This window comes from Sphingomonas sp. CFBP 8765 (genome assembly GCF_014841445.1).
In the GTDB taxonomy this organism is placed as follows: domain Bacteria; phylum Pseudomonadota; class Alphaproteobacteria; order Sphingomonadales; family Sphingomonadaceae; genus Sphingomonas; species Sphingomonas aerolata.
Genome location: NZ_JACYTY010000002.1, coordinates 21,009 through 39,878, shown reverse-complemented (window position 1 = coordinate 39,878; position 18,870 = coordinate 21,009). Strand labels below are relative to the sequence as shown.

The 18,870-nt window shown below is 67.7% G+C and carries 13 protein-coding genes and 1 tRNA gene; 8 read left to right on the top strand and 6 right to left on the bottom strand.

Annotated features, from left to right (window positions below):
* Positions 1 to 105: 105 nt before the first annotated feature.
* Positions 106 to 732, top strand: a complete 627-nt coding sequence (locus IFT87_RS04650) for an NADPH-dependent FMN reductase (RefSeq protein WP_249403217.1) — start codon at positions 106 to 108, stop codon at positions 730 to 732.
* 68 nt (positions 733 to 800) lie between these two features.
* Here IFT87_RS04650 and IFT87_RS04645 read toward each other — a convergent pair whose 3' ends face one another.
* Genes IFT87_RS04645 through IFT87_RS04635 form a run of 3 tightly spaced genes read right to left on the bottom strand, consistent with a single transcriptional unit; the run spans position 801 to position 6,684 of the window.
* Positions 801 to 2,285 (bottom strand): efflux transporter outer membrane subunit, encoded by a 1,485-nt coding sequence (locus tag IFT87_RS04645; protein ID WP_031441552.1) that lies wholly within the window; start codon positions 2,283 to 2,285, stop codon positions 801 to 803.
* A 4-nt stretch (positions 2,286 to 2,289) separates the two neighbouring features.
* The gene (locus tag IFT87_RS04640; protein ID WP_192007765.1) at positions 2,290 to 5,475 is read right to left on the bottom strand and encodes an efflux RND transporter permease subunit; all 3,186 of its coding nucleotides are present in this window, start codon (positions 5,473 to 5,475) and stop codon (positions 2,290 to 2,292) included.
* A 6-nt stretch (positions 5,476 to 5,481) separates the two neighbouring features.
* A complete protein-coding gene (locus IFT87_RS04635; RefSeq protein WP_031441553.1) occupies positions 5,482 to 6,684 on the bottom strand; it encodes an efflux RND transporter periplasmic adaptor subunit in 1,203 nt (400 codons plus the stop codon).
* 128 nt (positions 6,685 to 6,812) lie between these two features.
* Here IFT87_RS04635 and IFT87_RS04630 point away from each other — a divergent pair, with 128 nt between their 5' ends.
* The 3 genes from IFT87_RS04630 (at position 6,813) to mdoH (ending at position 10,921) form a co-directional block, all read left to right on the top strand.
* Positions 6,813 to 7,388: a TetR/AcrR family transcriptional regulator gene (locus tag IFT87_RS04630; protein WP_320481913.1), complete on the top strand. Its 576-nt coding sequence runs from the start codon at positions 6,813 to 6,815 to the stop codon at positions 7,386 to 7,388.
* A 113-nt stretch (positions 7,389 to 7,501) separates the two neighbouring features.
* Complete coding sequence (locus IFT87_RS04625) at positions 7,502 to 9,049, top strand: glucan biosynthesis protein (RefSeq protein ID WP_192007764.1); 1,548 nt, start codon at positions 7,502 to 7,504, stop codon at positions 9,047 to 9,049.
* Between the two features lie 3 nt (positions 9,050 to 9,052).
* Positions 9,053 to 10,921, top strand: coding sequence for a glucans biosynthesis glucosyltransferase MdoH (mdoH, locus tag IFT87_RS04620; protein ID WP_192007762.1), 1,869 nt, complete (start codon positions 9,053 to 9,055; stop codon positions 10,919 to 10,921).
* A gap of 25 nt (positions 10,922 to 10,946) precedes the next feature.
* Here mdoH and IFT87_RS04615 read toward each other — a convergent pair whose 3' ends face one another.
* Together IFT87_RS04615 and IFT87_RS04610 are read right to left on the bottom strand one after the other, a co-directional pair.
* Positions 10,947 to 12,914, bottom strand: coding sequence for a beta-N-acetylhexosaminidase family protein (locus tag IFT87_RS04615; RefSeq protein ID WP_249403216.1), 1,968 nt, complete (start codon positions 12,912 to 12,914; stop codon positions 10,947 to 10,949).
* Between the two features lie 204 nt (positions 12,915 to 13,118).
* Positions 13,119 to 13,193 (bottom strand) — tRNA-Thr (locus IFT87_RS04610).
* A gap of 89 nt (positions 13,194 to 13,282) precedes the next feature.
* On the opposite strand from IFT87_RS04610, the gene IFT87_RS04605 reads away from it, so the two are divergent.
* A complete protein-coding gene (locus IFT87_RS04605; RefSeq protein WP_168427513.1) occupies positions 13,283 to 13,432 on the top strand; it encodes a hypothetical protein in 150 nt (49 codons plus the stop codon).
* A 5-nt stretch (positions 13,433 to 13,437) separates the two neighbouring features.
* Here the strand turns inward: IFT87_RS04605 and IFT87_RS04600 are convergent, their stop codons facing one another.
* Positions 13,438 to 15,249: an aminopeptidase P family protein gene (locus tag IFT87_RS04600; RefSeq protein ID WP_031440849.1), complete on the bottom strand. Its 1,812-nt coding sequence runs from the start codon at positions 15,247 to 15,249 to the stop codon at positions 13,438 to 13,440.
* Positions 15,250 to 15,641: 392 nt separating this feature from the next.
* Here IFT87_RS04600 and IFT87_RS04595 point away from each other — a divergent pair, with 392 nt between their 5' ends.
* The 3 genes from IFT87_RS04595 (at position 15,642) to IFT87_RS04585 (ending at position 18,857) form a co-directional block, all read left to right on the top strand.
* Positions 15,642 to 17,729 carry a S9 family peptidase gene (locus IFT87_RS04595; protein ID WP_249403215.1) on the top strand — a complete coding sequence of 696 codons (2,088 nt, stop codon included), beginning with the start codon at positions 15,642 to 15,644 and terminating at the stop codon, positions 17,727 to 17,729.
* A gap of 169 nt (positions 17,730 to 17,898) precedes the next feature.
* Positions 17,899 to 18,462: a VTT domain-containing protein gene (locus tag IFT87_RS04590; RefSeq protein ID WP_192007759.1), complete on the top strand. Its 564-nt coding sequence runs from the start codon at positions 17,899 to 17,901 to the stop codon at positions 18,460 to 18,462.
* On the top strand, positions 18,459 to 18,857 hold the full coding sequence (locus IFT87_RS04585) for an acyl-CoA thioesterase (RefSeq protein ID WP_192007757.1): 399 nt from the start codon (positions 18,459 to 18,461) through the stop codon (positions 18,855 to 18,857). The genes IFT87_RS04590 and IFT87_RS04585 overlap by 4 nt, the downstream gene beginning before the upstream one ends.
* Positions 18,858 to 18,870 lie beyond the last annotated feature (13 nt).

The following is an 18,870-nucleotide window of genomic DNA, read 5'->3' as shown; positions in this document are numbered from 1 at the left end:
GTTCTATGACAGTTCGGACAAGCCTATGCGCACGCTTAACGTGTACGCGCGCTGAGCGACAGCATTGGCCTGTTGTCATCACCGGGCGAAACGGGGAAGAGCATAATGATGACGTTCGAACAGGGTGACACCGTGGCAGCTACCGACTCTCTATCGCCCTCCCTGCCGCTTGTCGTCGGCATTGGCGGGACGATCGGCGGCGTGTCGTCGACCGAGCGCGCATTGCGGATCGCGCTCGATTCGGTCGAGCGACACGGATACCGGACACAGATGTTCGGCGGCGCGGACATGGCCCGGCTGCCGCTTTACGATCCCAAGGCGACCGAGCGGACCGAGGACGAGCGTGCCTTTGTCGCGGCGGTGCGCGCGGCATCGGCGGTGATCATCGCCAGCCCGGGCTATCATGGCAGCATCTCAGGCGTGGTGAAGAATGCGCTCGACCTGCTCGAGGAAACCGCACGTGATGCCGAACGGCCCTATCTGGCGGACATGCCGGTCGGGCTGATCGCGACCGCCTATGGCTGGCAGGCGACGGGCAGCACGATCGCGGCGCTGCGCTCGATCGTCCACGCACTTCGCGGCTGGCCGACGCCATTCGCAGCGGCGATCAACACACAGGTGACGAAATTCGATGCCGAGGGCGGGGCGAGCGATCCCGCGGTCCTCGAGCAGCTTCGGCTGGTCGGCCGGCAGGTCGCGCGGTTCGCACCTTTGTCCGAACCGGCAAACTGACCGCGCGTCGCACCGCCGCGTCACCCGGGCCTGGCCCGGAATGACGCGGTGGGCGGGACGGGCCGGTGTTAGCGCAGCCCGCCGCCGAGCGCGCGATAGAGCTCGACCGCATTGGTATCGCGGACCAGCCGCGTCGCCAGCAGGCTCTGCTGCGCGGTGTAGAGCGACCGCTGTGAATCGAGCGTGTTGAGGAACGGATCGATCCCCGCGCGGAAGCGCAGTTGCGACAGGTTGAACGCGCCCGCCGCATTGTCGCGCAGCGACGTCTGCGCTTCGAGCTGGCCGTTGATCGTACCGCGGCGCGCGAGCGCATCGGCGACTTCACGGAAGCCGGTCTGGACGCTCTTCTCATAGGTAGCGAGCATCGCGTCGCGCGAGGCCTTGGCGTAGTCCAGATTGCCCTTGTTGCGACCGAAGTCGAAGATCGGCTGCGTGATCGACGGCGCGACCGACCAGGATTCGCTGCCCTTGCCGAACAGGTTCGACAGGCCGAGGCTCAGCGTGCCGAGCGACGCGGTCAGCGAGATATTGGGGAAGAACGCCGCGCGGGCCGCACCGATATTGGCGTTCGCCGCAATCAGCTGATGCTCGGCGGCCGCGACGTCGGGGCGGCGCAGCAGGACTTCGGAGGACAGGTTGGCGGGCAGGTTTTCCAGCGTCGGCGTCTTCTCCGGCATCCGGGCCGGCAGCAGGTCGGCGCTCAGCGTGGTGCCTGCGAGCAGGTTGAGTGCGTTCTGGTCCTGCGCGATGAGCGTCGTCGCGTCGGCGATGTCGGAGCGCGCCTGGTCATAGGTCGTCCGCGCCTGGCGCACTTCGAGTTCGGACGCGATGCCGATGCGGAATCGATCCTGCGTCAGCTTGAGCGTTTCCCCAAAGGCCCGTTCGGTGTCCTGCGCGATCTTCAGCCGATCCTGGTCCGCCGCCATCGTCAGCCAGGCTGTCGCGGTTTCCGCGATCAGCGACACCTGCGCGGCGTTGCGGTTTTCCTCCGCGGCGAAATAGGCCTGCTGCTGCGCCTGGGTCAGATTGCGGACCCGGCCGAACAGATCGATCTCCCAGGCCGAGACGCCGAGATTGGCCGAATAGATATCGAACCGGCCGCCGCCGGCGACCGCCCCGGCACCGGTGCCGCCGCCGCCGTTGCCGCCTCCAGTACCGCCGCCCGTCGTGCCGCCCGTACCGCCACCGACGGCGCCGAAGGGGGACTTCTGATAGGTTGCGCTGCCCGTCGCACCCAGCGTCGGGAACAGGTCCGCGCGCTGGACGCGATATTGCGCCCGCGCCTGCGCGACATTGGCAACCGCGATGCGGACATCGCGGTTGTTGTCGAGCGCGGTGCGAATGACGCGGCGCAGGCGGTCGTCGGTAAAGAACGCCTCCCATGCGGTGTCCGCGGGCATGATCGCACCCGCCGCATCGGTCGCCGCATAAGCCGGTCCGGTCGGCGTTGACGGAGCCACCGGAAGCTCGGGCCGGACATATTTCGGGGCCAAGTTGCAGCCGGCGAGCGTGAGCCCGGCGGCGAACGTCAGAGCGATTTTGCGCGAGAACATCGGATCAGGCCTCCTGCGGCCGCTGGTCGTGGGTCGTGGTGTCGCCGTCACGGGTGTCATCACGGTGGCGGTCTCCGTCCTGCTGGCCGGGCTTGTCCTGCTTGAAGACGCGCTTCACGAGCAGGAAGAACAGCGGCACGAAGAATATCGCGAGCACAGTCGCGGACAGCATGCCGCCCACCACCGCCCAGCCGATTGCGTTCTGGCCGCCCGCGCCCGCACCGCTCGACAGCGCGAGCGGGAGAACGCCGAAGATGAACGCGAACGAGGTCATCAGGATCGGGCGAAGACGCAGCTTGGCGGCCTCGACCGCGGCATCCGCCGCATTCATCCCGTCACCCATCTTTTCCTCGGCGAACTCGACGATCAGGATCGCGTTCTTCGCCGCCACGCCGATCGTCGTGATCAGGCCGACCTGGAGATAGATGTCGTTGTTGAGCCCCGCGACCATCGCCGCGAGCACCGCACCGAGCACGCCGAGCGGTACGACGAGGAGCACGGCGATCGGGATCGACCAGCTCTCGTACAGTGCGGCAAGGCACAGGAACACGATCAGCAGCGACAGCGCATAGACATAGGTCGACTGCCCGCCCGAAAGCTGTTCCTCATAGCTGAGGCCGGTCCACTCATAGCCGATGCCGGGGGGCAGCTTGGCCGCCATTTCCTCCATCGCCTTGATCGCGGTGCCGCTGCTGACGCCGGGTGCGGGCGACCCCATGATCTCGAACGAGGCGACGCCGTTATAGCGTTCGAGACGTGCGGGACCGTAGGTCCAGCCGGTGGTCGAGAAGGACGACATCGGCGTCATCGCGTTGGTCGCGCCGCGGACATAGAAATTGCCGAGGTCTGCGGGCGACTTGCGGAACGGCGCATCGGCCTGGACGAACACCTTCTTCACGCGACCGCGGTCGATGAAGTCGTTGATGTACGATCCGCCGAACGCGGTGCTGACGGTGGTGTTGATGTCCGCCTGACTCAGGCCGAGCGCGCCTGCCTGGGCCTGGTCGACGTTCAGTTTGAGCTGTGGCGCATCCTCCAGGCCGTTCGGACGGACCTGCATCAGGCGCTTGTCCTGGCTGGCCATGCCGAGCAGCATGTTGCGTGCCTCGAGCAGCTTGTCGTGGCCGACGCCGGCATTGTCCTTCAGCATGAAGTCGAAGCCGTTGGCGTTGCCCAGTTCCTGCACGGCGGGCGGCACGAAGCCGATCACCATGCCGGCGCGGATCCCGGCGAGGGCCTGGTTCGCGCGCTGGGCGACCGCGGCGACGGTATTCGCGTCGCCTTCGCGATCCTCCCACGGCTTGAGCTGGATGAAGGCGAGACCGACATTCTGACCCTGGCCGACAAAGCCGAAGCCACTGATCGTGAAGATGCCCGCAATGTTGGCCTTCTCGTCGACCAGGAAGTGATCGCGCAGCTTGTCCATCGTCCGCGCAGTCTCTTCCATCGTCGTGCCCGTGGGCATCGACACCTGCGCGAACATCAGGCCCTGATCCTCTTCGGGAAGGAAGCCCGAGGGCAGTCGCAGGAAGACGAACAGCATCGCGCCGACGATGACCGCATAGACGATCATCGTCCGTACCCAGCCCTTTTCGACGCGGCGCAGGCCCTTGCCATATCTGTCGACGCCGCGATCGAAGGTCCGGTTGAACCAGCCGAAAAAGCCCTTCTTGTCGCCGTGATCCTGCTTGGACGGCTTCAGGATGGTGGCGCAGAGTGCGGGCGTCAGGATCAGCGCGACCAGCACCGAAAGCACCATCGACGAGACGATGGTGATCGAGAACTGGCGGAAGATCACGCCGGTCGAGCCGCTGAAGAACGCCATCGGCAGGAACACCGCGGACAGCACGAGGCCGATGCCGACCAGCGCGCCGCTGATCTCGTCCATCGATTTCTTGGCGGCCTCCTTGGGGCTCAGCCCCTCTTCCTGGATCAGGCGTTCGACATTCTCGACGACGACGATCGCGTCATCGACGAGCAGGCCGATCGCCAGCACCATGCCGAACAGCGTCAGCGTGTTGATCGTGAAGCCCGCGACCTGAAGCACGGCGAGCGAGCCGAGCAGCACGACCGGCACCGCGATCGTCGGGATGAGCGTGGCGCGGAAGTTCTGGAGGAAGAGGAACATCACGAGGAAGACGAGGATGATCGCCTCGATCAGCGTGTGGACCACCTGTTCGACCGACAGCCGGACGAACGTCGAATTGTCGACCGGATAGGCGATCTTGACGTCGGCCGGGAACTGCTTGGCGATCTTCTCGACCTCGGCCTTCACCAGCGTGACGGTGTCGAGCGCGTTGGCGCCCGGCGCCAGCTTCACGCCGAAGCCTGCTGCCTGCTTGCCGTTGTAGCGCGCCTGGAAGCTGTAGTTTTCCGAGCCCATTTCGACCCGGGCGACATCGGCAAGGCGCACGGTGGCGCCGCCGGTGGCCGAGCGAATGATGATCTGGCGGAACTGTTCCGGAGTCTGCAGACGCGACTGCGCGGTGACGGTCGCGTTGAGCGCCTGGCCCTTGACCGCGGGAAGGCTGCCGACCTGACCGGCGGAAACCTGTGCGTTCTGCGCGGTGATTGCCGAGGTGATGTCGGTGACGGTGACGCCGAGGTTCGACATCTTGAACGGATCGACCCAGATCCGCATCGAATATTGCGCGCCGAACACCTGCGTGTCGCCGACGCCCTTGATCCGGCTGAGCGGATCCTGGAGCTTGGAGGCGATCAGATCGCCGAGATCGACCTGGTCATGGCTGCCGTCCTGCGAATAGGCGGCGATCACGAGCAGGAAGTTGGCGGTCGCCTTGGTCACGCGAAGCCCGGCCTGCTGCACTTCCTGCGGCAGGAGCGGGGTCGCCTGTTGCAGCTTGTTCTGCACCTGGACCTGCGCGATGTCCGCGTCGGTGCCCTGTTCGAAGGTCAGCGTGATCGCGAGATTGCCCGCGCCATCGCTGGTCGATGCAAAGTAGCGAAGGTTGTCGATCCCCTTCATCTGCTGCTCGATGATCTGCGTCGTCGTGTTCTCGAGCGTCTGCGCGTCGGCGCCCGGATAGGACGTTGCGACCGTCACCTTGGGCGCGGCGATCTCGGGGAACTGCGCGATCGGCAGCGACCGGATCGCCAGGACGCCGGCCAGCATCAGGATGATCGCGATGACCCATGCGAAGATGGGTCTATCGATGAAATAGCGTGACATGAGGCGTTACTTCCCGGCCTGCGTGGAGGCGGCGCCGCCAGCTGCGGCATTCCCGGCAGCGTCCTTGCCACCGGCCTTGCCGACCTGCTGCGGAGCGGCGGGCTTGACGGTCGTGCCGGGGCGCAGGTTGAGCAGCCCCTCGACGATCAGCTTGTCGCCGGGCTTCAGCCCGCTGGTGACGATCCACTTGTCGCCGATCACGCGGTCGGTGACGACATTGCGCTGCTCGACCTTGTTCTGCGCGGTGACGACCATCGCGGTCGCCTTGCCGCGCGGATCGCGCGTGATGCCTTCCTGCGGGGCCATGATCGCCTGGCTGCGGATACCCTCGACCAGCTTGGCGCGGACATACATGCCCGGCAGCAACAGCCCGTTGGGATTGGGGAAGCTGGCGCGCAGCGTGACCGCGCCCGTCGCGGGGTCGACGGTCACTTCCGCGAATTGCAGGCGACCCTCGATCGGATAGGTCTGGCCGTTGGGCAGGATCAGCTGGACGCGTGCGGTACCGTCGCCGCGCGTCACGCCGCCCGACGCCATCGCCGCCTTCAGGTCGAGCAGCTGCGCCGCCGACTGGGTGACGTCGACATAGACGGTGTCGGTCCGCTGGATCGTCGCGAGCGCGTCGGTCTGCCCGGTCTGGACGAGCGCGCCGGCGGTGAAGATCGAACGGCCGATACGACCCGAGATCGGCGCCTTGATGCGGGTGAAATTGAGGTTCACGCGCGCGGATTCGACCGCTGCACGCTGCGCTGCAACATTGGCACGCGCCTGTTGTGCGGACGCGGTGGCGTTGTCCGCCTCCTGCTTGCTGACCGCGTTCAGCGCGACGAGCTGGCCGTAACGCTGCGCCTGGAGTCGGGTCGCATTGATCTGCGACTGCGCGGCGCCAAGCTGGCCCTGCGCAGTGCCGAGCGCGGCGCGATAGGGGGCGTCCTCGATCTCGTAGAGGACCTGGCCCGAACGGACCATCGCGCCCTCGGTGAACAGGCGACGGCGGATGACGCCCGACACCTGCGGCCGCACTTCGGACGTCTCCACCGCGGCAATCCGCCCCGGCAACTCGGTGGTGAGCGTCACCGCCTCCTGCGCGACCGTCACGACGCCGACCGTGGGCGTCGGCGGGGGCGGGGGGGCCTCTTCCTTGCTGCACGCCGCCATCAGCGCCAGCGCGGCCAGGGCCACCGATCCCTTGAGATTCAATCGCTGCATGTTGAGCATCCCGACGTCCGTGCAGAAGAGTTCACCGGAATGAACGTTCATTCCGCTTGCGCCGCCGCTATGGACGTGCGAACGCCGGGTCAAGTTAAAACGTCGTCCGGAGTGGAATTTTGAGTGCAGTGCAACATGAGAAGTCGGCGCGTTCGCACATCGTTGATGCGGCCCGGCATCTTTATGCGACGCAGGGATTCCATCAGACGTCGATGGCCGAACTGGCTGCCGCTGCGGACGTCAGCGTCGGCCAGATCTACCGCCTGTTTACCGGCAAGAACGCGCTGATCCAGGCGCTGATCCTCGAGGATGCCGAGGCCAAACTCTCAGACCTGCGCAAGCTGACCGACGACGTGTCGACGGGGCGGCTGTCGATCGAGCGCGGATTTGTCGAGCTCGCGCGGCGGTCGCTCGCCAAGGGGGATGAGGCGTTGTCGTTTGATATTATGGCGGAAGCGCATCGCAACGGCGAGGTCGCGGACACGATCGGTTCGCTGTGCGCGGGGTTTCGCGCGGTGGTGCGCGATCTCGCCTGCGTCGCCAATCCCGCGTTGTCGGCGGATGCGCTCGACGGCGCGGAGGAGCTGGTGCTGGCGTGCATGTTCGGGCTGGGGCATCGGACACTGTCCTGTCCGCGGCTGTCCGAGACCGAGACCGCAGAAGTCACCGGGCGCATGATCCTCGCGGCGCTCCACGCGCTCTGAGACACGACACGGTGTCCTGACGACGGGGCAGGCGGCCCCGTTTGGCGGGCGGGCGGCGGTGCGGGGCATTACCGATTGTTGCACTGCGGCGCGCGAAGTCGGATAAGCGGTCCATGACCGAAACGACACGACGCGACATCATGATGGCCCTTGCGGCCACGGGCCTGTGGCCGGCGGCGGCACTGGCACAGACGGGGGCGGGCACCCCCCGCAAGCGCGGCGCCGCGGCGTCGTCCGCCCCCGCGCTGGGCAAGCCCGAGTCGTTTTCCTGGGAGGCTCTGCAGCAGCGCGCCGCGGCGCTGGCGCGCGCGCCCTACCGCGCACCGGCCAAGGTCGCGGCGGCGGAGGCGATCGATTATGATGCGGTAGGGTCGATCAGCTACAAGCCCGAACGGACGCTGGCGGGCGGCATCCGCTTGTTCCCGCTCGGCCGTTATGCGCCGACCCCTGTCGCGATCCATGTCGTCGAACGCGGGCAGGCGCGCGCGGTCGACTTCGCCGCGGATCTCTTCAAGACCGAATCCGGGCATCACGCCGCCCTCGGCATCGCCGGCTTCCGCGCGGTGTCGAGCGACGGCAAGAGCGACTGGATGGCGTTCATCGGCGCCTCTTACTTCCGCACCGCCGGTTCTCAGGATCAATATGGCCTGTCCGCGCGCGGTATCGCGATCGACACGGGGATCGACGGCAAGGAGGAATTTCCCGCCTTCACCGCCTTCTGGATCGAGGCGACGGGCGCGCAGAGCTATACCGTCTATGCCCTTCTCGACGGGCCCAGCGTGACCGGTGCGTACCGCTTCGTGTGCCGGTACACCGACGGGACCGATGGCGGCGTCGTCCAGGATGTCTCGTCGACGATCACGCTGCGCAAGGACGTCGCGCGGCTCGGCATCGCGCCGGCGACGAGCATGTTCTGGTATGGCGAGGGCAATCGCGCCGCGGCGATCGACTGGCGCCCCGAAATCCATGATTCGGACGGGCTGGCGATGGCGACCGGTGCCGGCGAGCGGATCTGGCGTCCGCTCGCCAATCCCGCGACCCCCACGCTCGACAGCTTCCAGGATGACAATCCGCGCGGTTTCGGCCTGATCCAGCGTGACCGGGCGTTCGATCATTACCAGGACGACGGCGCCTTCTACGATCGCCGCGCGAACCTGTGGATCGAGCCGAAGGGCGATTGGGGCAAGGGCGCGGTGACGCTGTACGCCTTCCCGACCGCGAGCGAGACGGTCGACAATATCGCCGCCTTCTGGGTGCCCGCCGCGCCGGCGACCGCTGGCAAGACGATGCAGTTCGACTATCGCCTGACCTGGTCGTCGCGCGATCCGTCGGTCGCGCAGGCCGCGCATGCGGTCGAGAACTGGCGTGGCTCGGCCGGCCGGCCGGGCGCCGAGCCGACGCCGGGCGCGCGGAAGGTCGTCGTCGATTTCGTCGGTGCGACGCTCGCCGGTCTCGACCGGTCGAGCGGGGTGACGGTGCAGGCCGATGTCAGCCGTGGCCGGGTCCTCGCTAGCGCCGCCTATCCGGTCGTCGGCCAGCCGAACCGCTGGCGCGTCACGCTCGATGTCGCCCCCGAACGCGGCGTCCTGGCCGATGTCCGGCTGTTCCTGAAGCGCGGCGGGCAGTCGCTCAGCGAAACCGTGCTGACGCAGGTGGGTTGAGCCATGACCGTGGACAGCCCGGGCCGCCCCGGTCATCCCGCACTTCCGGCACGATTGCCCGCCGACGTCCCGATCGACATGCCGCTGCAGAATTTCCGGGCGCGCGGCACCGGCGGCGGGCCGACGCCCGACCCGCTGGCCGGACCGTCGAACGGCTCGGACACGCTGACCTCGCCCGAGGGCATGTCGTCGCGGCGACTGCTCCTGTTCCTGCTGACGATGCTGCTCGCCACCACCGCCTCCGCGGCGGTCCAGGATTCGCTGCTCGGCGACGGCATCGATCTGTGGGACGTCGCGCTGCTCGTGCTGTTCTTCCCGCTCTTCGCGTGGATCGCGTTCGGGTTTCTCAACGCGCTGATCGGGTTCGTCCTGCTGATGACGCGGATGCATCCCGGCTTCGTGCCGGTGCCGCAGAACCGCCAGCCGCTGACCGGGCAGACCGCGGTGCTGATCCCGGTCCATAACGAGGATGTCGACGCGGTATTTGGCCGGATCGCGCGGATGATGCACGCGATCGAGGCTGCGGGCGAGGCGGGGAGCTTCGCCTTCTTCGTGCTGAGCGATTCGGGCGAAGAGTCGGGCGCACAGGAGGTCGCGGCCTGGGAGGTGCTCGCACCTGGATCGCGCGTCCCGCTCTATTATCGCCGCCGGACCGACAATGTCGCGCGCAAGCCGGGCAATGTCGCCGACTGGGTCCGGCGCTTCGGCGGCGGCTATGATCACATGCTGGTGCTCGACGCGGACAGCCTGATGAGCGGCGACGCGATGATCGGCATGGCGCAGGTGATGGAGCGCCGCCCCTCGGTCGGCCTGTTGCAGACGGTGCCGACGATCCGCGGCGCGACCACGCTGTTCCAGCGCTGGATGCAGTTCAACAGCCGGCTCTACGGCCCGATCTCGACCGCCGGTCTGGTCTGGTGGTCGGGGTCGGAGGCGAGCTTCTGGGGGCATAATGCGATCATCCGCACCCGGGCCTTTGCCGAAAGCTGCGGCCTGCCCGTGCTGCCTGGCGGCCCGCCGTTCGGCGGCGCGATCATGAGCCACGACATGGTCGAGGCCGCCTTGCTGCGGCGGCGCGGCTGGGCGGTCCACCTGATCATGATCGACGACAGCTATGAGGAGTTTCCCCCGACGCTGATCGACATGGCGGTGCGCGACCGGCGCTGGGCGCAGGGCAATATCCAGCATCTGAAGCTGCTCGGGTCGGACGGGTTCCATCCGGTCAACCGGCTGCAGCTCGCGATCGGGGCGTCGGCGTACATGACGTCGCCCGCCTGGCTGGTCCTGATCCTGACGACCATCGCGCAGGCCTTTGCCGGCGAAAGCAAGCTGGTCGAGGCGACGACCTCGGCGCGCGTGCTGGCGCTGACGGTCATCCTGCTGTTCGGCCCCAAATTGCTCGGGATCATCTGGGCGGTGTCCGACCGGAGCCGGCGCGCGGCGTTCGGGGGGGCGCGGGCGATCATCGCGTCAGCCATTGCCGAGATCCCGCTGTCGATGCTGTCCGCGCCGGTCATCATGCTGACGCAGACGATGGACCTGATCAGCATCTTCCGCGGCCAGCCCTCGGGCTGGAGCCCGCAGAACAGGGATCGCGACGGGCTGTCGATCGCGGATGTCGTGCCGCGCTATCGCTGGCATCTGGCGGCGGGGGTCGCCCTGCTCCTGATCTCGCCCGCCGTTCCGATCACCGCGCTGTGGCTGGCGCCAGTGACGCTGGGGCTGTTGCTGTCGCCGTGGCTCGCCAAATGGAGCGCGAGCAACGCGGCGGGGAGCCGCGCTGACGCGCGCGGCCTGTTCCAGGTGCCCGCCAGCGGCATCGACCAGCTGCCCGCGACCGAGGCGTCGGCGCTCCACGCGATCGCGCACTGACGCGCGACGCGCGGCGCCGCCGACGCTACCGCACGGCTTCGGCGGAGGCCGAAACGGCTGGGGCGGATGCGGCGGCGATCAGCGTCGGGGCATCCGCGACGAACCGGTCGAGCACGCCGTCGGCGACCCGGATCGCACCGTCGAACCGCGTCGCACCGGGGATGGTCTGGACGGCCGCAGCCTGTGCGGCGAGACGGCGCGCTTCGGTGAAATAGCCGGGGGCGGCCGTGCCGTCGTGGTTCGCGGCGTCAAGTCCGGCGGCGGTCATCTGCAACGCGCGACCCCAGATCTGCATCGCATCGAGCCAGGGCCGAGCCTGGTCCGCAAAGCCCGGATCGATCGTGCCCGAGCGGATCGTGTCGGGCGCCGCCGCGAGGGCGTCGGCCGCCCTGGCCAGATCCGCGAGCGCGAGACCGCGGGCGGCCGCATCGCCCTCCGCCAGCGCGAGGCGCACGGCGTCGAGCTGGGCCTTGAGCCTGGGCGCCTGGGGCTGCCAGGGCTGGCTGCCGAAGGTCGGGGCCAGATGCTGCGTGTCGAAGAAGCTCAGCAGCGCCGCGGTCGCGCGCGCATCGCCGCCCGCCAGCTCGCGGGCGGCGAACTGCCACGTGCGGTCCGCGTCATAGTCCTTGTCGTTCCAGCCGAACGCAGCAACGCCGGTCACCGCGACGCGGCTTGGCGCCTCCTGGTTCATCGGGTTCGACAGGATCCCCGTCAGTTCGCCCGCCAGCCCCGCCTCGCGCCGCGCATAGGGCGCGAGCAGCAGCCGCCCGGTGGTCTGCGCATAGTCGTTGACCGGATAATTGTCCCACAGCAGCGTCTTGCGCCCGAAGGCCTTGGTCGCGGTCTTCGCATCGGCGATCGAGATCGCGGGGGGGACGACATCGGTGCCGGTCCACTGCACCACGACGCGGGGATCGAGATATTTGCGCAGCGCCGCCTTGTACGGGGTTTCCTTCGCGTCGTAATATTCGGTCGGGACCATGATCAGCGGGCGCGACGACGGATCCTTCGCGAGCAGATCCGCCTGAACCGCGTTCAGCAGGCGCGATTGCGCGATGCCGGCGGCTTCGGCGCCTGATGGTCCGAAACTGGCCTTGTCCCGCTCGCAGTTCCATTTGGTATATTCGATGTCGTCGAGCGCGACGTAGAAGCTGTGGACGCCGATCGATCGCAGCGCGGCGAACTTGCGTTCGAGCGCCTGAGCATCGGCGGGGTCGGAGAAGCACACAGATGGGCCCGGCGAGACCGCATAGACGAAATCGACATGATTGCGCCGTGCGGTCGCGACCAGCGTGCCGAGCGCGGACAAAGTCGCCGCGGGATAGGCCTCGCGCCAGCGATCGCGCGCATAGGGATCGTCCTTGGGGCTGTAGACATAGGTGTTCGCCTTGACGGTGGCGAGGAAGTCGAGATGCTTCGTCCGGTCCGCCATCGTCCAGGGCTTGCCGTAAAAGCCCTCGATCGTGCCGCGCATCGGCATCGCGGGATGATCGTGGATCACCAGCGCGGGAAGGACCGCGCGTGCCGCGAGCTGTCGGAACGTCTGGACGGCATGGAATAGTCCGTCCGCGTCGTGGCCCGCCAGCGTGATGATGCCGCTGTTGCCCGCCGCGAGCGTGGCGATCGTATAGCCTTCGGGATGCGTGTCGCGGACGGTACCGGCGCGGGCCAGCGCGTCGCGGACGATCGCGGTATCGCCGGTGCCGAGCAGGATGTGCGGGCGATCGGGGGCGGCGGGCAGCCGCCGTGCGGTCGTGATCGTCGTGACTCCGGCGGCGCGCAGGATCTCGCGGACCAGCGCGACGCTGTCACCGTCGGTGCCGGCGGGGGCGACGAGCACCACCGATCGGCCGAGCGTTATCGTGCCGGCCTGAAGCGCGACCGACGTCGGCGCGGGGAAGATGGCGGGCATCGTCACCGGCTGCGCGGCACCCTGCGCGGAGACCGTGGTCGCCAAGCCCGTCGCGATCAGGGCCGCGTACGTCCCCGTCATGGCCATGCATCGCGTCATAACAGCTCTCCGGTATTTCATTGGTATTATGAGAGCGGTTTAGGCACAGGACGGCGTCACGGCAAGGCGTCGCTGCCATGGCGGCCATTGCCGACAGACTTTGGTCAGGATGGGGTGACCGACCTTGGGCCCCTATCGCAGGGCCGGCGGGACGTCGGGTCCACGCGGCGGTCGGATGAAAAAAGCTGGTGCTGCCGGTGAGGATTGAACTCACGACCTCAGCCTTACCAAGGATGCGCTCTACCACTGAGCTACGGCAGCACTCGTCGACATCGCTGTCGGCGGAGTGGGGCTAAGAGACGAGGGCGGGACGATTGTCAAGGCGTCGCGCGACGATGTAGAGCGTTATTATGCAATCGAACGATGAAAAGGCGGCGGAAAAAGCGGCCCGCATGGCCGCCGCGCTGCGCGAGAATCTGCGCCGTCGCAAGGCGCAGGCGCGTGCCGCGGCGGCCGAGCCCGCCGCGGCTCCCCCTACGGATGAGCCGCCTGTGGACTGAGGCGGTCAGCCGATCGGCGCGCATTTTGCCTGAAGCCAGGCGAGGTCGTCGCCGGTCATTTCGGGCGAGAGCGTGTCCAGCACCTGCGCGTGATAGGCGTTCAGCCACGCGAGTTCGGGGTGGGTGAGCAGCGACGGCTCGATCAGCGTGCGCTCGATCGGGCAGAAGGTCAGCGTCTCGAAACCGAGCATCGCGCGGTCCGCGCCGGGAATCGTGCGCGGTTCGATCAGCAGCAGATTCTCGATCCGGATGCCGTATTCGCCCGCCTTGTAATAGCCGGGCTCGTTCGAGAGCATCATGCCGGCACGCAGCGGCTCCATCGCCGCGCCGCCGGGGTAGTTGGGCGAGGCGATCCGCTGTGGCCCCTCGTGCACCGCCAGATAGGCGCCGATACCGTGACCGGTGCCGTGCGCGAAATCGAGCCCCGCCTCCCAGAGCGGACGGCGGGCGAACGCGTCGATCTGGCCGCCGAGCGTGCCGTCGGGGAAGACCGCGGTCGCGATCGCGATATGGCCCTTGAGCACGCGGGTGAAGCGGTCGCGGAGCTCCTTGCCCTGTTCGGGTGCGAGCGCGCCGATCGGCATGACGCGCGTCACGTCGGTGGTGCCGTCGGCATATTGCCCGCCCGAATCGACCAGATAGAGCTGGCCGGGCTCGAGGGGGACGTTCGACTCTTCGGTGCAGTGGTAGTGCGGGCTGGCGCCGTGCGCGCCGGTCGCGGAGATCGTGTCGAACGACGTGTCCTTCAGCAGCCCGGTCGCCTCGCGGAAGGCGAGCAGCTTCGCGGTGGCGGACAATTCGGTCTCGCTGCCGTCGGCGCAGTCGGTCTCGACCCAGCGCAGGAAGCGCGCGAGCGCGGCGCCGTCGCGGACCGAGGCGGCGCGGTGGCCGGCGATCTCGACCGGGTTCTTGAGCGCCTTGGCGAGCACGACGGGATCGCGCAGCGCGAGCACCTTGGCCCCGCCCGCGATCAGTGCGTCGGAAATCGCGGCGACGGCGCGTTCGGGGTCGGCGGCGACGCGCTTGCCCGCATAGTTGCGCAGCGCGGGCTGGAACGCGGTGCGGTCATGGACGCGGACCGCGTTGCCGAGATGCTGGCGGACGGTGTCGTCGAGCTTTTCGGGTGCGACGAACAGGTCGGTGGTGCCGTCGGCGCCGACGATCGCATAGCTGAGCGCGACGGGGGTGTGGCTGACGTCGTCGCCGCGGATGTTGAGCGTCCAGGCGATCGAATCGAGCGCGGAGAGCACGACCGCGTCGGCGCGCTGTTCGGCGAGCCAGTCGGCGATCCGCGCGCGCTTTTCGGCGGACGAGGCGCCGGCGAACGCGTCTGGCTGGATGGTGATCTTCGCAGGCGAGGGCGCGGGGCGGTCGGTCCAGATCGCGTCGATCGGGTTGGCGTCGACCGCGACGAGCTCAGCCCCGCGATCGGCGAGCACTGCGCTGGCTTCGGCGACCCAGGCGCTGGTGTGCAGCCACGCGTCATAGCCGATCCGCGCGCCCTCGGCGACGTGGGTGCCGAGCCAGGCGGCGACACTGGTCTGCGGCACGGGGGCGTATTCCCAGTGATCGCCATCGACCTGTTCGCGGACCTGGAGCGTGTAGCGGCCATCGGTGAAGATCGCGGCGCGGTCGGCAAGGACCGCGGCGCTGCCCGCCGAGCCCTGGAACCCGGTCAGCCAGCCGAGCCGCTGCGCATAGCCGCCGACATATTCGCTCATATGCTCGTCGGTCAGCGGCACGACGAAGCCGTCGAGGCCGGCGGCGGCGAGATGGGCGCGCAGGGCGGTGAGTCGGGTCGGGCTGGATCGGGTCATCGGGGCTTTCGTCGATCTGAATGTTGTGAATGTTGAGACGCTGGCAGCAAAAAATGCGGCGTTGTCAGGTCCAGCGTGCCGGTCGGGTGCCGCGCGGGCGGGGCGTGTGCGGGCAATTGGGGCCGGGACAGGGCATGGCGCGTGTTGTGACAGAAACGCGGCGTGTAGGACAGCGGGGTTTGCTTGCGGGGGTGTCGGGCCGTCACCCCGCCACCCCCCCCGTTCGTCATCCTGACGAAAGTCAGGACCCAAGGTTATTGGCCTCGGCGCTTGTGGCTCTGGGTCCTGACTTTCGTCAGGATGACGGGGAGGATGACGGGGGGAAGGATAACCGGGGCGCGGGCGTGGTGCGTTGGCTTCCGGTCGTGGGGGCGGTAACAGGGGGGATGACCATGAATTCCCCTGCCATCTCTTCGCCCGAGACCCCATCCGTGCCGCCGCGTGCCGAGCAGCGGCCGCACAGCTTCACCGCGCATGGCGTGACGATCGAGGATCCCTATGCGTGGCTGAAGGATCCCAACTATCCCGAGGTCGATGACGCGGACGTGCTGGCGTATCTCGCCGCCGAGAACGCCTATTTCGAGGCGCAGATGGCGCCGCACAAGGCGCTGACCGACACGTTGTACGAAGAGATGAAGGCACGCATCAAGGAGGACGAATCCTCGGTCCCGCAAAAGGACGGCGACTGGCTTTACTGGACCGCCTACGAGACCGGCGGCCAGTACAAGAAATGGTGGCGCAAGCCCGTTGCGGGCGGTCCGGACGAGCTGCTGCTCGACGAGCCCGCGCTCGCCGAGGGGCATGAATATTTCCGGCTCGGCGCGTTCTCGGTCAGCAATGACGGGCGCTATCTCGCCTATGCGATCGACGACAATGGCAGCGAGCGGTTCGAGGTCCGGGTCAAGGACCTGAACACCGGCGAGCATCTGCCCGACGTCATCCCCGGGATGCTCAGCGAGATCGTCTGGACCGCGGACGATGCGGGCTTCCTCTACGGTCTGGCGAACGAGCAGTGGCGGACCGACAATGCGCGGTTCCACCGGCTGGGCACGCCGATCACGGACGACGTCGTGCTGTTCCACGAGGAGGACGAGGGCTTCCGCGTCGGCGTCGGCGAGACGAGTTCGCGCAAGTGGATCGTGATCGCGACGAGCGACCATGTGACGAGCGAGATCTACCTGCTGCCCGCGCACGAGCCGCTGGCGGTACCGATCCTGGTGTCCGCGCGGAAGGTTGGCCGCGAATATGACGTCGACGAGCATGACGGGACGCTGTTCATCCACACCAACGACGTCGATCCGAACTTCCGCCTGTGCACCGCGCTGGTCGAGGAGCCGGGCGCGTGGACCGAGCTGATCCCGGCCAGCCCGACCTTCTACATGACCGGGGTGGAGTGCTATCAGGACTTCTTCGTGGTCGACGGGCGAGAGGACGGGCTCGATCAGATCGCGATTCACCGGTACGAGACGCCGACCGAGGGCAAGCGGATCGAGTTTCCCGAGGCGAGCTATGTCGCCGGGCTTGGCGATAATCCCGAATATGACATGACCGTGCTGCGGCTCGGCTATGAGTCGATGGTCACGCCGGGGACGGTGTACGATTATGACGTCGATACCGGCGAGCGGACGATGCTCAAGGTGCAGGAGATTCCGAGCGGTTACGACGCGGCGAAATACGCGACCGAGCGGCTGAAGATCACCGCGCGGGACGGCACCGAGATTCCGGTGTCGATCGTCTATCCGGCCGGGTTCGTGCGCGACGGGTCGGCGCCTGTGTTCCTCTATGCCTATGGCGCTTACGGCTATGCGATCCCGCCGGGCTTCTCGACCGGGCGGATGAGCCTGCTCGACCGCGGCTTTGCCTATGCGATCGCGCATATCCGCGGCGGCGATGACCTTGGCCAGCAATGGTATCTCGACGGCAAGCTGGAGAAGCGCGAGAACACGTTCAACGATTTCGTCGACGTGGCCAAGGCGCTGGTCGACGCGAAGTGGACGTCGGCGGGGCGGATCGCGATCGCGGGGCGGTCTGCGGGCGGCGAGCTGATGGGGGCGGTGGTCAATTCCGACCCCGCGCTCTGGGGCCCGGTAATCGCCGACGTGCCGTTCGTCGACGTGCTCAACACGATGCTCGACGCCGAGCTGCCGCTGACGCCGGGGGAATGGCCCGAATGGGGCAATCCGATCGAGGATCCGGCGGCGTTCGCGCTGATCCGCTCCTATTCGCCGTACGACAACGTCAAGGCGCAGGCCTATCCGCCGATGTTCATCAGCGGCGGGCTCAACGATCCGCGCGTGACCTATTGGGAGCCCGCGAAATGGGCGGCCAAGCTGCGCCTGATGAAGACCGACGACAATGTGCTGTTGCTCAAGACGAACATGGGCGCGGGGCATGGCGGCAAGTCGGGCCGGTTCGAGTCGCTGCGCGAGGCGGCGGAGGAGCATGCGTTCGTGCTGTGGCAGTTGGGCGTCGCGGGATGATTCTTGGTTCGCGCGAAGGCGCGAAGGCGCGAAGATTTAGAGTTTTCGCGCGGAGACGCGGAGGACGCAGAGAGAAGATGCACACCATTCTCAGCGTCCTCTGCGCCTCTGCGCGAACCACCCTTCTTCGCGCCTTCGCGCCTTCGCGTGAACAAAGGTCGGTCGCCGCGTGACGATCGAGACGTTGGTGGCGCGGTACGGCGTCGTGGCGATTTTTCTCGGGGCAGGGGTCGAGGGGGAGGCGGCGGTCGTGACGGGCGGGGTGCTGGCGCATCAGGGGCTGGTGTCGCTGGCGGGCGCGATGGCGGCGGCGGTGATCGGGTCGTTCGTTGCGGACCAGCTGTTCTTTGCGGGCGGGCGGTATTTCCGCGAGTCGCGCCCCGTTGCGGCGATCCGGCGGCGGTCGGCCTATGCGCGCGCGATCGACCTGCTCGAACGCTATCCGCGGCGGTTCATCTTCGCCTATCGCTTCGTCTACGGAATCCGCACGGTCAGCCCAATTGCGATCGGGACGAGCCGGATTTCGCAGCGCGTGTTCCTGGCGGTGAACCTCGCCGCGGCGATCGTGTGGGGCTGTGTGTTCAGCGCGATCGGCTATGCGTTCGGCAATGTCATCGAGGAGATGCTGGGGCGGATCGACACCGGGCGGCTGATCCTGCTCGGCGCGGCGGCGCTGCTGCTGGTCGGCGGCGGCTGGTTCGCGTGGCGGAAATGGCGGGAGCGCAGCGCATGACCTTCACGATGACGATCACCGCGGCCGAGGCGGATATCGACGAGCTGGGGCACGTCAACAATGCGGTCTGGGTCCAGTGGATCCAGCGGATCGCGACCGCGCATTGGGAGGCGGTCGCGCCCGCCGAGCACAAGGCCGCCTATGTCTGGGTCGTGACGCGGCACGAGATCGACTATCGCGGCAGCGTGGTCGCGGGCGAGACCGTGACCGGCGAGACCTGGGTCGAGGGCGGGCCGAAGGGCGCTCGGTTCGACCGGCATGTGCGGTTCGTCGGCGATGACGGGCGCGTGAAGCTGGACGCGGTGACGACCTGGGCGCTGCTCGACCGGGCGAGCGGGCGGTTGCTGCGCGTGCGGCCGGAGATTGCGGCGCCGTTTTTTGAAGGGGCGGGCTGAAGGTTTGGGGTGA

Coding starts and splice junctions, on each gene's coding strand:
- IFT87_RS04650 (WP_249403217.1), top strand. CDS start 106: ATGATGACGTTCGAACAGGGTGACACCGTGGCAGCTACCGACTCTCTA.
- IFT87_RS04645 (WP_031441552.1), bottom strand. CDS start 2,285: ATGTTCTCGCGCAAAATCGCTCTGACGTTCGCCGCCGGGCTCACGCTC.
- IFT87_RS04640 (WP_192007765.1), bottom strand. CDS start 5,475: ATGTCACGCTATTTCATCGATAGACCCATCTTCGCATGGGTCATCGCG.
- IFT87_RS04635 (WP_031441553.1), bottom strand. CDS start 6,684: ATGCAGCGATTGAATCTCAAGGGATCGGTGGCCCTGGCCGCGCTGGCG.
- IFT87_RS04625 (WP_192007764.1), top strand. CDS start 7,502: ATGACCGAAACGACACGACGCGACATCATGATGGCCCTTGCGGCCACG.
- mdoH (WP_192007762.1), top strand. CDS start 9,053: ATGACCGTGGACAGCCCGGGCCGCCCCGGTCATCCCGCACTTCCGGCA.
- IFT87_RS04615 (WP_249403216.1), bottom strand. CDS start 12,914: ATGACGGGGACGTACGCGGCCCTGATCGCGACGGGCTTGGCGACCACG.
- IFT87_RS04605 (WP_168427513.1), top strand. CDS start 13,283: ATGCAATCGAACGATGAAAAGGCGGCGGAAAAAGCGGCCCGCATGGCC.
- IFT87_RS04600 (WP_031440849.1), bottom strand. CDS start 15,249: ATGACCCGATCCAGCCCGACCCGACTCACCGCCCTGCGCGCCCATCTC.
- IFT87_RS04595 (WP_249403215.1), top strand. CDS start 15,642: ATGAATTCCCCTGCCATCTCTTCGCCCGAGACCCCATCCGTGCCGCCG.
- IFT87_RS04585 (WP_192007757.1), top strand. CDS start 18,459: ATGACCTTCACGATGACGATCACCGCGGCCGAGGCGGATATCGACGAG.